This window comes from Streptomyces sp. NBC_00829 (assembly GCF_045161795.1).
Classification (GTDB): Bacteria; Actinomycetota; Actinomycetes; order Streptomycetales; family Streptomycetaceae; genus Streptomyces.
This window is the reverse complement of the sequence record NZ_CP108867.1, coordinates 1,737,403-1,754,660: the sequence shown is the minus strand read 5'-3', so window position 1 is coordinate 1,754,660 and position 17,258 is coordinate 1,737,403. Positions and strand designations below refer to the sequence as shown.

The window sequence follows — 17,258 nt, the reverse complement described above, 5'->3', positions numbered from 1 at the left end:
GCAGTAGCGGCGCAAAGGTTTGTGACGAGAAGCATGGGTGAGGTTCCAATGGCAGATCAGGACAAGATCCTCGGCTATCTGAAGCGGGTGACGGCCGATCTGCACCAGACGCGGCAGCGCCTTCGCGAGGTCGAGGCCCAGGAGCCGGAGCCGATCGCGATCGTCGGCATGAGCTGCAGGTTCCCCGGCGGCATCGAGTCGCCGGAGGGCCTGTGGGACCTGGTGGCCGGCGGTCGGGACGCGATCACCGACTTCCCTGCCGACCGAGGCTGGGACATCGAGTCGCTGTACGACGCCGATCCCGACCAGCAGGGCACCTCGTACACCCGTGAGGGCGGATTCCTCGACGGCGTAGGCGAATTCGACGCCGCTTTCTTCGGGATCAGCCCGCGCGAAACCCTCGGCATGGACCCGCAGCAGCGTCTGCTGCTCGAAACGTCCTGGGAAACCTTCGAAAGAGCCGGAATCGACCCGGCGACCCTGCGCGGCAGCAAGGCCGGTGTCTTCATCGGCACCAACGGCCAGGACTATCCCGAGCTGTTGCGTGAAGTACCCAAGGGCGTCGAGGGGTATCTCCTCACCGGAAACGCGGCCAGCGTCGTCTCCGGCCGTCTCTCCTACACCTTCGGTCTCGAAGGCCCCGCGGTCACGGTCGACACCGCCTGCTCTGCCTCGCTCGTCGCCCTGCACCTCGCGGTGCAGGCGCTGCGCAACGACGAGTGCTCGCTGGCACTGGCGGGCGGCGTCACCGTCATGTCGAGCCCGCGCGCGTTCGTCCAGTTCAGCCGACAGCGCGGGCTCGCGCCCGACGGCCGCTGCAAGCCGTTCGCCGACGGCGCAGACGGCACCGGCTGGGGCGAGGGCGTCGGCATGCTGCTCGTCGAGCGGCTCTCCGACGCCCGCCGCAACGGCCACCCCGTCCTTGCCATCGTGCGCGGCTCGGCGATCAACCAGGACGGCGCGAGCAATGGTCTGACCGCGCCCAACGGCCCGTCCCAGCAGCGCGTCATCCGTCAGGCGCTCACCAACGCCGGACTCACCCCCGCGCAGGTCGACGTCGTCGAGGCGCACGGAACCGGCACGACCCTCGGCGACCCGATCGAGGCGCAGGCCATCCTCGCCACGTACGGCCAGAACCGTCCCGACGGACGACCGCTGTGGCTGGGCTCCATCAAGTCCAACATCGGGCACACGCAGGCCGCCGCCGGTGTCGCGGGCATCATCAAGATGGTCCTCGCCATGCAGCACGGCGTGCTGCCCGAGTCGCTCCACATCGACCAGCCGTCCGGCAACGTCGACTGGGCCACCGGTGACGTCAGACTGCTGACCGAGGCCGTGCCCTGGCCCCGGACGGGCCAGCCGCGCCGCGCCGGCATCTCCTCCTTCGGCGTCAGCGGCACCAACGCGCACACCGTCATCGAGCAGGCTCCGCCCGCCGACGCGCCGCAGGAGCCCGCCGTCGACGCCGCGCCCGAGGAATCCGCTGTCGAGGGACCGAAGGGTGCCACCGGCCCGGTGCCGCTGCTCGTCTCGGGACAGAGCGATGCCGCCCTGCGTGCGCAGGCCGAGCGCCTCGCCGCCCACCTGCACGCGAACCCCGAACTCGCCGCGGACCCCGCGAGCCTGACCGACCTCGGTTTCTCCCTCGCCACGAGCCGCTCCTCGCTCGACCGCCGGGCTGTGCTGTTCGGCGCCGACCGGGACAGCCTCCTCGCCGAGCTCGCCGCCCTCGCCGGCGGCGAACAGCCGGCCGGCCCGATCACGGGCGCGGTGGGCGAGGGCAAGACCGCCTTCCTCTTCACCGGCCAGGGCAGCCAGCGCCTGGGCATGGGACGGGAGCTGTACGCCACGCACCCCGGCTTCGCCCGCGCCCTCGACGAGGTCCGTACCGAACTCGACCGGCACCTCGAACGGCCCCTGTCCGACGTGCTGTTCGCCGCGGAGGGCAGCCCCGAGGCGGACCTGCTCGACGAGACCGCGTACACCCAGACCTCGCTGTTCGCCGTCGAGGTCGCCCTGTACCGGCAGCTCGAACAGTGGGGGGTGACGGCCGACTTCCTCATCGGCCACTCCATCGGTGAACTCGCCGCCGCCCATGTCTCCGGCGTTCTCACCCTCGCGGACGCGGCCAAGCTCGTCGCCGCCCGCGCCCGGCTGATGCAGGCGCTGCCCCCGGGCGGCGCGATGATCGCCGTCGAGGCCACCGAGGACGAGGTCACACCGCTGCTCACCGACCGGGTGAGCATCGCCGCCGTCAACGGCCCCCGCTCCGTGGTCGTCTCGGGCGACGAGGACGCCGCCACGGCACTCGCCGGGACGCTGCGAGCCCGCGGACGCAGGACAAAGCGGCTCAAGGTCAGCCACGCCTTCCACTCGCCGCTGATGGACGGCATGCTCGACGCGTTCCGCGAGGTCGCCGAGACCGTCGAGTACGCGCCGCCCGTCATCCCGATCGTCTCCAACCTGACCGGCGCCTCCGTCACAGCGGAGGAGATCTGCGCGGCCGACTACTGGGTACGCCACGTCCGCGAGGGGGTCCGCTTCCTGGACGGGGTGCGCAGGCTCGCCGCGCAGGGCGTCACCACCTTTGTCGAGGTCGGCCCCGGCGGAGTCCTCACCGCCCTGGCACAGGAGTGTGTCACCGGCCAGGACGCCGTCTTCGTCCCCGTCCTGCGCGCCGACCGCCCCGAGGCGTCCGCGTTCGCGACGGCCGTCGCCCAGGCCCATGTCCACGGCGTCGACGTCGACTGGCCCGCCGTCTTCGCCGGGCGCGGAGCCGGCCGCATCGACCTGCCCACGTACGCCTTCCAGCGCGAGCTGTACTGGCCCGAGCAGCCCACCGGCTGGGCCGGCGACATCAGCGCCGCCGGCATCGGCTCCGCCGACCACCCGCTGCTGGGCGCGGCCATCGCACTGGCCGACGGCGACGGACACCTGTTCACCGGCCGGCTCTCACTGGCCACCCACCCCTGGCTCGCCGACCACACGGTGATGGAGACCGTGCTGCTGCCCGGCACCGCCTTCGTCGAACTCGCCCTCCAGGCCGGCGACCACACCGGCTGCGACCTGCTGGACGAACTCACCCTGGAAGCGCCGCTGGTGCTGCCCCCGCACGGCGGGGTGCAGATCCAGCTCGCCGTCGGCGCGCCCGACGCCGAGGGACGCCGCTCACTGACCCTGCACTCCCGGCCCGAGGACGCCGCGGACGACACCTGGGGCGAGGGCGCCTGGACCCGGCACGCCACCGGCTTCCTGGCCGCCGCCCAGGGCACCCGCGAACCCCTCGCCGACCTCACCAGCTGGCCGCCGAAGGGCGCCACCGAGGTCGACGTCGAGGGCCTGTACGACTACCTCACCGAGTCCGGCTTCGCGTACGGTCCCGTCTTCCAGGGCCTGACCGGCGCCTGGCAGCGCGGCGACGAGGTCTTCGCCGAAGTCCGCCTGCCCGAGCAGGCGCACGCCGAGGCGGCCCTGTTCGGTCTGCACCCGGCCCTGCTGGACGCCGCGCTGCACGCCGTCGGCATCGGTTCGCTCCTCGACGAGACCGAACACGGCAGGCTGCCGTTCTCCTGGAGCGGAGTCTCGCTCCGGGCCGTGGGAGCCCGCGCTCTGCGCGTACGCCTCGCGCCCGCAGGCAACGACACCGTGTCGGTGACCCTCGCCGACGAGACCGGCACACCCGTGGCCTCCGTCGACGCGCTGCTCCTGCGGCCCGTCTCCCCGGACCAGGTGCACGCCGCCCGCACCGCCTTCCACGAGTCGCTGTTCCGCGTGGAGTGGACAGGCGCGCCCCTTCCGGCCGCCACCACCGTCGCCGCGGGCCAGTGGGCGCTGCTGGGTGATGCCGGTACGGAGTTCACCACCGCGCTGCCCACCGCGGTCGCCCACGCCGACCTCGCCGCCCTCGGCGCGGCGCTGGAGGCCCAAGGACCCGTCCCGCAGGCCGTCGTCGTCCCTTTCCCCGCATCCGGCGCCCCGTCGGCGACCCCCGTCGACACCGCGCTGCCCACCGCCGTCGCCGACGCCCTGCACCGCGCCCTGGAGCTCGCCCAGGCATGGCTCGCCGACGACCGTTTCGCCGGCTCCCGGCTGGTGTTCGTCACCCGTGACGCCGTCGCCACCACCGCGGCCTCCGATGTCACCGACCTGATCCACGCCCCGCTGTGGGGCCTGCTGCGCTCCGCACAGTCCGAGCACCCCGACCGTTTCGTCCTGCTCGACCTGGACGAACGCGAGGAGACCCTGCGCGCCCTGCCCGCCGCGCTCGCCACGGCCGAGCCGCAGCTCGCCCTGCGCGAGGGCAAGGCCCTGGTGCCCCGGCTCGCCCGGGTCGCCGCCGCCCCCGGCCAGGACACGCCCCCGCTCGACCCCGAGGGCACCGCCCTGATCACCGGCGCCACCGGCACCCTCGGCGGCCTGGTCGCGCGGCACCTCGTCGCTGAGCACGGCGCCCGCCGACTGCTGCTGACCAGCCGTCGCGGCGAGGCCGCGGCCGGTGCGGCCGAACTCCTCGCCGAACTGCGCGAGCTGGGTGCCGAAGTGACCCTGGCCGCCTGTGACGCAGCAGACCGTGACGCGCTCGCCGCGCTCATCGACGCCATACCGGCCGAGCACCCGCTGACCGCCGTCGTCCACACCGCCGGTGTCCTCGACGACGGCGTCCTCGAAGCGCTCACCCCCGAACGCATCGACCGCGTCCTGCCCGCCAAGGTCGACGCGGCCGTGAACCTGCACGAGCTGACCCGGGACCTGGACCTCGCGGCCTTCGTGCTGTTCTCCGCCGCGGCCGGCACCCTCGGCGGCCCCGGACAGGCCAACTACGCCGCCGCCAACACCTTCCTCGACGCACTCGCCCACCGCCGCCGAGCCGAAGGGCTGCCCGCCACCGCGCTCGCCTGGGGCCTGTGGGCCGAACGCAGCGGCATGACCGGCGACCTCGCCGACGCCGACCTAGAGCGGATCTCCCGCGCCGGAGTCGCCGCCCTGACCTCCGCGGAGGGCCTTGCACTGCTGGACACCGCCCGCGCCGTCGGCGACCCCACCGCCGTCCCCATGCACCTCGACCTGGCGTCCCTGCGCCAGGCCGACGCGAGCATGGTCCCCGCCCTGCTGCGCGGCCTGGTCCGCGCCCCCGCCCGCAGAGCCGTCGAGTCCCCGGACGCCGCCCCGGCCGGCGGCCTCACCGGCCGTCTGCTGCCGCTGACCGCCGCCGAACGCGACCGGCTGCTGCTGGACACCGTCCGCGTCCAGGTCGCCGCCGTCCTCGGCTACCCCGGTCCCGAAGCCGTCGACCCGGGCCGCGCCTTCAAGGAGCTCGGCTTCGACTCGCTGACCGCCGTCGAACTGCGCAACCGCCTCGGCTCCGCCACCGGTGTGCGGCTGCCCGCCACCCTCGTCTTCGACTACCCCACCCCGAACGCGCTCGCCGCGTTCCTGCGGACCGAACTCCTCGGCGACGAGGCGGACACGGCCCCGGTCGCGATCGTCACCGCCATCGACGACGATCCCATCGCCATCGTCGGCATGAGCTGCCGCTACCCCGGCGGGGTCACCACCCCCGAGGAGCTGTGGCAGCTTGTCGCGGGCTCCGTCGACGCGATCTCGCCGTTCCCCACCGACCGCGGCTGGAACCTCGACGCGCTGTACGACTCCGACCCCGGCCGGGCCGGCACCTCGTACACCCGAGAGGGTGGTTTCCTGCACGACGCAGCCGACTTCGACCCGGACGTCTTCGGCATCAACCCGCGCGAAGCCCTCGCCATGGACCCGCACCAGCGGCTCCTCCTGGAGACCTCCTGGGAGGCGTTCGAGCGGGCCGGGATCGACCCGTCGTCCGTGCGCGGAAGCCGCACCGGCGTCTTCGCCGGCGTCATGTACCACGACTACCTGACCCGGCTCCCGGCCGTCCCCGAGGGCCTGGAGGGCTACCTGGGCACCGGCACCGCGGGCAGTGTCGCCTCCGGCCGTATCTCGTACACGTTCGGTCTCGAAGGCCCCGCCGTCACCGTCGACACGGCCTGCTCGTCGTCGCTGGTCGCCCTGCACCTCGCCGCGCAGGCCCTGCGCAACGGCGAGTGCGACATGGCGCTCGCGGGCGGTGTCACCGTCATGTCCACCCCGGACACCTTCATCGACTTCAGCCGCCAGCGCGGCCTCGCCACCAACGGTCGCTGCAAGTCCTTCTCCGCCGACGCCGACGGCACCGGCTGGGCCGAGGGCGCGGGCATGATCCTCGTCGAGCGGCTCTCCGACGCCCGCCGCAACGGCCACCAGATCCTCGCCGTCGTCCGCGGCACCGCCGTCAACCAGGACGGCGCGAGCAACGGACTGACCGCGCCCAACGGCCCCTCCCAACAGCGCGTCATCCGCCAGGCCCTGGCCAACGCGGGCCTGACCAGCGCGGACGTCGACGCCGTCGAGGCCCACGGCACCGGCACCACCCTCGGCGACCCCATCGAGGCGCAGGCCCTCCTCGCCACCTACGGCCAGGGCCGCCCCGAGGACAGCCCCTTGTGGTTGGGCTCCATCAAGTCCAACATCGGCCACACCCAGGCCGCCGCCGGCGCAGCGGGCATCATCAAGATGGTCCTCGCCATGCGCCACGGCGTCATGCCGCCGTCGCTGCACATCGGCGAGCCGTCCCCGCACATCGACTGGTCCGCCGGCGCGGTCTCGCTGCTCACCGAGGCCTCCGAGTGGCCCGACACGGGCCGCCCCCGCCGCGCGGGCATCTCCTCGTTCGGCGTCAGCGGCACCAACGCGCACGTCATCATCGAGCAGCCGCCCCTCGACGAGCCCGCGACCACGGACGGCGACAGCGTCCCGACGGGCACACCCCTGCCGTTCACCCTCTCCGGCCGGACCCCCGCCGCACTGCGCGCCCAGGCCGCCCGGCTCATGGACCATCTCGCGGAGCGGCCCGAGGCCGCCCCCGCCGATGTGGCGCTCTCCCTCGCCACCACCCGAACCGCCCTGGACCGCCGGGCAGCCGTCGTCGCGCACGACCGCGAGGAACTCCTCGCCGGGCTCGCCGCCCTGGCCGGCGGCCACGACAGCGCCCAACTCGTCCAGCACGCCGCCGCCGACGGCAGGACGGCCGTCCTGTTCACCGGACAGGGCAGCCAGCGCCCCGGCACGGGCCGAGAGCTCTACGCGACGTACCCCGCCTTCGCCAACGCCCTGGACGCGGTCTGCGCCGAACTGGACCCGCACCTCGAACAGCCCCTCAAGGACATACTGTTCACCGACGACGGTGACCTGCTGAACCGGACCGGCTTCACCCAGCCCGCCCTGTTCGCGCTGGAGACCGCGCTGTACCGGCTCGTCGAATCGTGGGGCGTACGCGCCGACTTCGTCGCCGGGCACTCCATCGGCGAGATCACCGCCGCGCACATCGCGGGCGTCCTCTCGCTGCCCGACGCGGCCACCCTGGTCGCCGCCCGGGGCCGCCTCATGCAGGAACTGCCCGAGGGCGGCGCGATGATCGCGCTGACCGCCACCGAGGACGAGGTTCTGCCACTGCTCGCGGGCCACGAGGGCCGGATCGGCATCGCCGCCGTCAACTCCGCCTCCGCCGTGGTCGTCTCCGGCGAGGAGAGCCTCGCCCTGGAGATCGCCGCCGAGTTCGAACGGCGAGGCCGGCGCACCAAGCGGCTCACCGTCAGCCACGCCTTCCACTCCCCGCTGATGGACGGCATGCTCGACGCCTTCCGCGAGGTCGCCGAGTCCCTGACGTACCACGCACCCGCCATCCCGGTCGTCACCCACCTCACGGGAGCGGTCGCCGGCGACGAACTGCGCACCGCCGACCACTGGGTCTCCCATGTCCGCGAAGCGGTCCGCTTCCTCGACGGCATCCGCACCCTGGACTCCGAACACGTCACCACCTACCTCGAACTGGGTCCGCAGGGCGTGCTGTCCGGCCTCGGCCGCGACTGCCTCACCGACCCGGCGGACCCGGCCGACACCGCCGTCTTCGTACCGGCCCTGCGCCGCGACCGCGGCGAGGCCGAGGCCCTGACCGCCGCGATCGCCGCCGCCCACACACGTGGTGTACCGCTCGACTGGTCCGCGTACTTCGCCGGCACCGGCGCCCGTCGCGTCGAGCTGCCCACGTACGCCTTCCAGCGCGAACGGTTCTGGCTCCAAGCCCCGGCCGGCTACGTCGGCGATGTCGAATCGGCAGGTCTGGGCGCAGCCCACCACCCGCTCCTCGGCGCCGCCGTGGCCCTCGCCGACGGCGAAGGATTCCTGTTCACCGGCCGCCTCTCGCTCGACACCCACCCCTGGCTCGCCGACCACGCCGTCCTGGGCAACGTCCTGCTGCCGGGCACCGCGTTCGTCGAACTCGCCATCCGCGCGGGTGACCAGGCCGGCTGCGACCTCCTCGAAGAACTCACCCTCGAAGCACCGCTGATCCTCGCCCCACAGGCCGCGGCGCGCCTCCAGATCGTGGTGGGCGCGCCCGACGCGTCCGGCCGGCGCACCGTGGACCTGTACTCCAGCGACCCGGACGCGCCCGCCGACGAGCCGTGGACCCGCCACGCGGGCGGAGTCCTCGCCCGCGGAGCCCAGGCACCCGGCTTCGACCTGACCGCCTGGCCGCCGCCCGGCGCCGAAGCCGTCGGCGTCGACGGCCTGTACGAGCACCTCGGGCAGGGCGGCTTCGCCTACGGGCCGGTCTTCCAGGGGCTGCGTGCCGCCTGGCTCCTCGGCGACGACGTGTACGCCGAGGTCGCCCTGCCCGAGGACCGTCAGGCCGAGGCCGCCCGGTTCGGCCTGCACCCGGCGCTGCTCGACGCGGCCCTGCACGCCACCTTCGTCCAGCCGTCCACCGACGGTGACCAGCAGGGCCGACTGCCGTTCTCCTGGCGCGGTGTGTCCCTGCACGCCGTCGGCGCGTCCGTGCTGCGCGTACGCCTCACCCCCGACGGCCGGGACACCCTCTCCCTCCAGCTGGCCGACACCACCGGCGCTCCCGTCGCCGCCGTCGGCAATCTGACGCTGCGGCCCGTCTCCGCCGACCAACTCGGCAGCGCACGCTCCGCGCACCACGAGTCGCTGTTCCGGATCGACTGGGCCACCGTGCCGCTGCCGTCGAACACGCCCGGCACCGCGGACGAGTGGGCCGTCATCGGCACCGACGGAAACAACGCGCTGCCCGGCATGCCCGCCCTGCCCGGCCGTGAACACGCCGGTCTGGACGCCCTCGGTGCGACGCTCGACGCGGGCGCCCCGGCACCCGCCTACGTCCTGGCGCACCACTCACCGGGTGCTGCCGCCGGCGCCGACGCCGTCCACACGGCCACCCACGAGGCGCTCGGCCTCGTCAAGGCATGGCTCGCCGACGACCGCTTCGCCGCGTCACGCCTGGTGTTCGTCACCCGCGGTGCGATCGCCACCCAGAGCGACTGGGACCTCGCCGACCTCACCCACGCTCCCGTGTGGGGACTGATCCGCACCGCCCAGTCCGAGAACCCCGACCGGTTCGTCCTCGCCGACCTCGACGCCGACCCCTCGTCGACGGGCGCCCTCGCCGCAGCCCTCGCCACCGGCGAACCGCAGCTCGCGATCCGCCGCGGCACGGTCCACGCCCCCCGCCTCGCCCGTGTCCCCGCCTCCACCCCGCTGACCCCGCCCCCCGGCGACTCCGCCTGGCGCATGGACATCGAGAACAAGGGCACCCTCGACAACCTCACGCTTGTCCCCAGCCCGGAGTCCGAAGCACCCCTGGAGCCCGGCCAGGTCCGCGTCGCCGTCCGCGCCGCCGGCCTCAACTTCCGCGATGTGCTCAACGCCCTCGGCATGTACCCCGGAGACCCGGGCCGCATGGGCAGCGAAGGCGCGGGCATCGTCCTGGAGACCGGCCCCGGTGTCACCGACCTCGGACCCGGCGACCGCGTCATGGGCATGCTGCCCGGCGCGTTCGGCCCGCTCACCGTCGTCGACCGCCGCATGATCGCCCCGATGCCCGAGGGCTGGACCTTCGCCGAGGCCGCGTCCGTACCCATCGTCTTCATGACGGCCTATTACGCGCTCCACGACCTCGCGGGCCTGCGCGACGGCGAGTCCCTCCTCGTGCACGCCGCCGCCGGCGGGGTCGGCATGGCCGCCGTCCAGCTCGCCCGCCACTGGGGCGCCGACGTCTACGCGACGGCCGGCCCCGCCAAGTGGGACACCCTGCGCGGACTCGGACTCGCTGACGACCGGATCGCCTCGTCCCGCACCCTCGACTTCGAGGAGACCTTCCGCACGGCCACCGAGGGACGCGGCGTCGACGTCGTCCTCGACTCTCTCGCCCGGGAGTTCGTCGACGCCTCCCTGCGGCTGCTGCCGCGCGGCGGACGCTTCGTCGAGATGGGCAAGACCGACGTCCGCTCCCCGCAGGACGTCGCCGCCGCCCACCCGGGCGTCAGCTACCAGGCGTTCGACCTCACCGAGGCCGGCCTCGACCGCATCCAGGAGATGCTCACCGAACTGCTCGCCCTCTTCCGCTCGGGCGCGCTGCGCCCCGTGCCGGTCTCCGCCTGGGACCTGAGGCAGGCACCCGAGGCGTTCCGCTACCTCAGCCAGGCACGCCACGTCGGCAAGATCGTGCTCACCCTGCCCGCGGAGTGGAACCCGAACGGCACCGTCCTCATCACCGGCGGCACCGGCACTCTCGGCGCACTCGTCGCCCGGCACGCCGTCACCAGCCGCGGCGCCCGCCGTCTGCTGCTGACAAGCCGTCGCGGCGAGGCCGCGGCCGGTGCGGCCGAACTCGCCGCCGAACTGCGCGAGCTGGGTGCCGAAGTGACCCTGGCCGCCTGTGACGCAGCAGACCGTGACGCGCTCGCCGCGCTCATCGACGCCGTACCGGCCGAGCACCCGCTGACCGCCGTCGTCCACACCGCCGGTGTCCTCGACGACGGTGTCGTCGACGCCCTCACGCCCGAACGCCTGTCGACAGTCCTGCGTCCCAAGGTGGACGCGGCCTGGAACCTGCACGAGCTGACCCGCCATCTCGACCTGGCCGACTTCGTGCTGTTCTCCTCCGCCGCCGGCACCTTCGGCGGCGCCGGACAGGCCAACTACGCCGCCGCCAACACCTTCCTCGACGCACTCGCCCGCCACCGGCAGGCCCACGGCCTCGCCGCCACCTCCCTGGCGTGGGGCCTGTGGGCCGAGGCCAGCGGCATGACCGGCGAACTCGACACCGCCGACAAGGACCGGATGACGCGCTCCGGCGTCCTCGGCCTCTCCTCCGAAGAGGGCGTGGCGCTGCTCGACACCGCCCACCTCACCGGCGACGCGCTCCTCGTGCCCATGCAGCTCGACCTCGCGCCGCTGCGCCAGGCCGACGCGAGCATGGTTCCCGCCCTGCTGCGCGGCCTGGTCCGCGCCCCCGCCCGCAGGGCCGTCGAGGCCACCGCGGCCGGTACCGGAACCCCGCTGGTGGAGCGGCTCGTACGGCTCCCCGAGCACGAGCGCGACCCGCTCCTGCTCGACCTCGTACGCAACCAGGTGGCCGCCGTGCTCGGCCACGCCACCCCCGACGCCGTCGAACCGACTCGCGCGTTCAAGGATCTCGGCTTCGACTCGCTGACCGCCGTGGAGTTCCGCAACCGGCTCGGCGCGACCGCCGGCATCCGGCTGCCCGCCACGCTCGTCTTCGACTACCCCACACCCGCGGTCCTCGCCGGCTATCTCAAGGACGAACTCCTCGGCTCCGACGCCGCAGCCGCCCTCCCGCGGCTCGCCGCCACCGCCGTCGAGGGCGACGATGCCATCGCCATCGTCGCCATGAGCTGCCGCTTCCCCGGAGACGTCCGCACCCCCGAGGACCTGTGGGAGCTGCTCGCCGAGGGCCGCGACGGCATCTCCCACCTGCCGGACGACCGAGGCTGGGACAACGGGGCGCTGTACGACCCCGACCCCGACAGCCCCGGAACCTCCTACGCCAGGGAGGGCGGTTTCTTCTACGACGCCCACCACTTCGACCCGGCGTTCTTCGGGATCAACCCGCGCGAGGCGCTCGCGATGGACCCGCAGCAGCGGCTGCTGCTGGAAACCTCGTGGGAGGCGTTCGAGCGGGCCGGTATCGACCCGACGGGCCTGCGCGGCAGGCCGGTCGGCGTCTTCGTCGGCCAGATGCACAACGACTACGTGTCCCGCCTGAACGCCGTCCCCGAAGGCGTCGAGGGCTACCTCGGCACCGGCGGCTCCAGCAGCATCGCCTCCGGCCGCGTCTCCTACACCTTTGGCTTCGAGGGCCCGGCGGTCACCGTCGACACGGCCTGCTCGTCCTCGCTGGTCGCCCTGCACCTCGCGGCACAGGCCCTGCGCAACGGCGAGTGCTCGCTGGCGCTGGCGGGCGGCGTCACCATCATCACCACACCCGATGTCTTCACCGAGTTCAGCCGCCAGCGCGGGCTCGCGAGCGACGGCCGCTGCAAGCCGTTCGCCGCAGCAGCCGACGGGACGGCGTGGGGCGAGGGCGTCGGCATGCTGCTCGTCGAGCGCCTGTCGGACGCCCGCAGGAACGGCCACCAGGTCCTGGCGGTCGTCCGGGGCACGGCCGTCAACCAGGACGGCGCAAGCAACGGCCTCACTGCCCCTAACGGCCCCTCCCAGCAGCGCGTCATCCGCCAGGCCCTCGCCAACGCCGGCCTGTCGGCCGCCGAGGTGGACGCGGTCGAGGCGCACGGCACGGGCACCCGGCTCGGCGACCCGATCGAGGCTCAGGCCCTGCTTGCCACCTACGGCCAGGACCGCCCCGAGGACAGCCCCCTGTGGCTGGGCTCCATCAAGTCCAACTTCGGTCACACGCAGGCCGCGGCCGGTGTCGCGGGCATCATCAAAATGGTTCAGGCGATGCACCACGGCGTACTGCCCAAGACGCTGCACGTGGACGAGCCGTCCCCGCACGTGGACTGGTCGGCGGGCGCGGTCTCCCTCCTCACCGAGCAGATGGCCTGGCCCGAGACCGGCCGTCCGCGCCGAGCGGGTGTGTCGTCGTTCGGCATGAGCGGCACGAACGCGCACGCCATCATCGAGCTGTCCCCGGGCATCGACACCACATCCGCGAACAGCCCGGTGCCGGCCCCGACGGGCCTCGCGTGGAACCTCTCGGCCCGGACCCCGGACGCCCTGCGCGCCCAAGGGGAGCGGCTGCTGTCCCACCTGGAGACCCACCCGGCGACGGCACTCGCCGACATCGGCCACTCGCTGACGACCGGCCGCGCCCTTTTCGAGCACCGCGCGACGGTGGTGGCCTCGGACCACGACGGCTTCCGTGCCGGGCTAGCGGCGCTGGCGGAGGGTGGTTCGGCCGCAGGGCTGGTGGAGGGTTCGCCGGTTGGCGGGAAGCTCGCGTTCTTGTTTACGGGGCAGGGGAGTCAGCGGCTGGGGATGGGCCGTGAGCTGTATGAGGCGTATCCGGTGTTCGCGGAGGCGCTGGATGCGGTGTGCGCGTATGTGGACGCGCATCTTGAAGTGCCGTTGAAGGATGTGCTGTTCGGGTCGGACGCGGACGTGCTGGATCAGACCGTGTATACGCAGCCTGCGCTGTTCGCGGTTGAGGTGGCGTTGTTCCGGTTGGTGGAGTCGTGGGGTCTCAGGCCGGACTTCGTGGCGGGTCATTCGATTGGTGAGATCGCGGCTGCGCATGTGGCGGGGGTGTTCTCGCTGGAGGATGCGTGTGCGCTGGTCGCCGCCCGCGGCCGGCTCATGCAGGCATTGCCCACCGGTGGTGTGATGATCGCGGTGCAGGCGTCGGAGGCTGAGGTTCTGCCGCTGCTGACCGACTGGGTGAGCATTGCGGCGGTCAATGGCCCGCGGTCGGTGGTGATCGCGGGTGACGAGGCCGACGCGGTCGACGCGGTCGCGGTCGCCGAGTCGCTCACCGGCCGCAAGCCCAAGCGTCTGACGGTGAGTCATGCGTTCCATTCGCCGCAGATGGACGGCATGTTGGAGGACTTCCGCAAGGTGGCGGAGGGGCTGTCGTTCGAGACTCCGCGGGTTGCGGTGGTCTCGAACCTGACGGGCGCGCTGGTCTCGGACGAGATGTCGTCTCCCGACTTCTGGGTTCGGCACGTCCGCGAGGCGGTCCGTTTCCTGGACGGCATCCGTGCCCTGGAGGCCGCGGGCGTCACCACGTACATCGAACTCGGCCCCGACGGTGTCCTCTCCGCCATGGCCCAGGAGTGCGTCACCGACGAGGAGGGCGTCGCTTTCGCCCCGGTCCTGCGTGGGGGCCGCGACGAAGTCGAGACCCTGCTCGCCGCGCTCGCCACGGCCCATGTGCGCGGTGTGCCCGTCGACTGGCAGGCGTTCTACGCCCCCACCGGGGCCCAGCGTGTCGGCCTGCCGACGTACGCCTTCCAGCGCTCGGTCTACTGGCTTGACGCCGGCCGCTCGCAGGGTGATGTCGCATCGGCCGGGCTCGGCGCGACGGACCACCCGCTGCTCGGCGCCGCGGTGGAACTGCCCGACTCGGACGGGTTCCTGTTCACCGGCCGGCTGTCGCTGGCCACCCACCCCTGGCTCGCGGACCACGCGGTCATGGGCTCCGTGCTCCTGCCGGGCACGGCCTTCGTCGAGCTGGCACTCCGCGCGGGCGACCAGGTCGGCTGCGACCTGGTCGACGAACTCACCCTGGAGGCGCCCCTGGTACTCCCCGGGCACGGTGGCGTACAGCTGCGGCTCTCCGTCGGCGCCGCCGACCCGGCAGGCCGGCGCCCCCTGGCGCTCCACTCCCGGACCGAAGACGCGGATGCCGAAACGCCGTGGACCCGCCACGCCGCCGGTGCGCTCGCGGTCGGGGCCGAGCGGGCTCCGCATGGCCTCACCGAGTGGCCGCCGACCGGGGCGGAGTCCGTCCCGGTGGAGGGGCTGTACGAAGGGCTGGCGGATTCCGGCTTCGGCTACGGTCCGGTCTTCCAGGGGCTTCGTGCCGCCTGGCGGCACGAAGGCGAGTACTACGCCGAAGTCGGACTTCCGGAGGGCACCGAGGGCGAGGCCGGACACTTCGGCCTCCACCCGGCCCTGCTTGACGCGGCGCTGCATGCGCTGGGTCTGGGAAGCACGGACATCGGCGGCGCTGAAGGACGGCTGCCGTTCTCCTGGTCGGGTGTGTCCCTGCACGCCGTCGGTGCCTCAGCGTTGCGGGTACGCCTCACCACCGCCCGAAACGGCGAGGTGGCCCTGACGATCGCCGACGCGACCGGAGAGCCGGTCGCCTCGGTGGCCGGTCTGGCGCTGCGAGCCGTGAGCCGCGAACAGCTGAGCACGGCCCAGCACGTCACACGTGACGCGTTGTTCCAGGTGGATTGGACGGCAGTGCCTGCGGGTGGTCCTGCGGGTTCGGTGGATGACTGGATGGTGCTGGGTGCTGGTTCGCAGGCGTATGCGGATCTTGCCGGGCTGGGTGCGGTTGTTGCTGAGGGTGGTGCGATTCCGTCGGTGTTGGTGGTTCCGTGTGTGGAGGTGGAACCGGATGGGCGGGGTGGTGTTTCGGGCGGGGTGCATGCGGCTGTGGTGTGTGCGCTGGGTCTGGTGCGGGAGTGGTTGGCGGATGAGCGGTTCGGGGGCTCGCGTCTGGTGTTCCTGACGCGGGGTGCTGTGGCGGCGGTGCCGGGTGAGGATGTGGCGGATCTGGTCCATGCTCCGGTGTGGGGTTTGGTGCGGTCGGCGCAGTCGGAGAATCCGGGTCGTTTCGGTCTGATTGATGTCGATGGTGACGGCGATGTGGACTCGGATGTGCTGTCGGCGGTGCTCGCTTCGGGCGAGCCGGAGGTCGCGGTCCGTGGGGGATGTGTCCTCGTGCCGAGGTTGGCGCGTGCTGTTGTCGTTGATGGTTCGGCTGGGTTGTTGGATTCCGAGGGCACGGTGTTGGTGACGGGGGCGGGTGGGACGTTGGGTGGTTTGTTCGCCCGTCATCTGGTTTCTGCGTACGGTGTGCGGCATTTGTTGTTGGTGGGTCGTCGTGGTGAGGCTGCGGTGGGTGCTGCTGAGCTGTCGGCTGAGTTGGCTGGGTTGGGTGCCCGGGTTTCGTGGGCGGCGTGTGATGTGGCGGATCGGGATGCTCTGGGGTTGGTGTTGGCTGGTGTGCCGGTGGAGCATCCGTTGGTGGGTGTGGTGCATGCGGCGGGTGTGCTGGATGACGGTGTGGTTTCGTCGTTGTCTGCGGAGCGTGTGTCGGCGGTGTTGCGGCCGAAGGTGGATGCGGCCTGGAATCTGCATGAGCTGACGCGTGGGCTGGACTTGTCGGTGTTTGTGTTGTTCTCTTCGGCTGCTGGTGTGTTCGGTGGTGCGGGTCAGGGGAACTATGCGGCGGCGAATGTGTTCCTGGATGCTCTGGCTGCGCACCGTAGGGCGCGGGGTCTGGTTGCTACGTCGCTGGCGTGGGGTCTTTGGGCTGGGTCCGGGGGTATGTCGGGTGAGTTGGACGCTGGTGATGTGTCGCGGCTCGGTCGTGGTGGTGTGGGTGCGCTGTCTGCTGGGGAGGGGGTGGCGCTCTTTGATGCTGTGTCCGGGTCCGGGCAGGCGTTGTTCGTGCCGGTGAAGCTGGATCTTGCTGCCCTGCGGGCCCAGGCAAGCAGTGGGGGCATGCTGCCGCCGCTGCTCAGCGGTCTGGTCCGCACCCCCACCCGCCGCGCGGCAGGCACCCCCCACACCGGTGCGGACGGCGGGACCGCGCTGCGGGAGCGCCTGGCCGGGCTGTCGCCGGCCGCGCGGGACGAGGCACTGCTGGAGCTGGTCTGCACATATGTCGCGGCCGTGCTCGGGTTCGCCGGGCCGGAGGCGGTCGAGACCGACCGCTCGTTCCGCGAGCTGGGCTTCGACTCGCTGACAGCCGTCGAGCTGCGCAACCGGCTCGGCGCGGCGACCGGTGTACGGCTGCCCGCCACGCTCGTCTTCGACTACCCGACACCGCAGGCGCTGGTGGAGTGCCTGCGGGACGAGCTCTGGCAGGACGGCGCTGCGGCGGTTCCCCCGTTGCTCGCCGAACTCGACCGGCTGGAGAAGACGCTCGTCGCGTCCCTGCCCGACGACGACGGCCGCAACCGCATCACCGAGCGTCTGCAGGCACTGCTGGCCGCCTGGAGCGAGGCCGGCGAACCGGCGGGCGCCGACGACGCCGACGTGGCCGAGGCGCTTGAGACCGCGACCGACGACGACCTCTTCGACTTCATCGGTAAGGAGTTCGGGATCTCGTGATGCGACGGCTCGGCTCCACCCTTTCCGACTGCTCTGTCTTTCTGGCTTCTGTACGAGGG

At 72.7% G+C, this 17,258-nt stretch carries 1 protein-coding gene; it reads left to right on the top strand.

Annotation, left to right across the window (positions count from 1 at the left end; all coding sequences use genetic code 11):
• The first annotated feature begins 48 nt into the window (after positions 1-48).
• Positions 49-17,199: an SDR family NAD(P)-dependent oxidoreductase gene (locus OG293_RS07525; protein ID WP_405997989.1), complete on the top strand. Its 17,151-nt coding sequence runs from the start codon at positions 49-51 to the stop codon at positions 17,197-17,199.
• The last annotated feature ends 59 nt before the right edge of the window (positions 17,200-17,258 follow it).

Excerpts from the sequence above, each read along its gene's own strand:
- OG293_RS07525 (WP_405997989.1), top strand. The coding sequence starts at position 49 with ATGGCAGATCAGGACAAGATCCTCGGCTATCTGAAGCGGGTGACGGCC.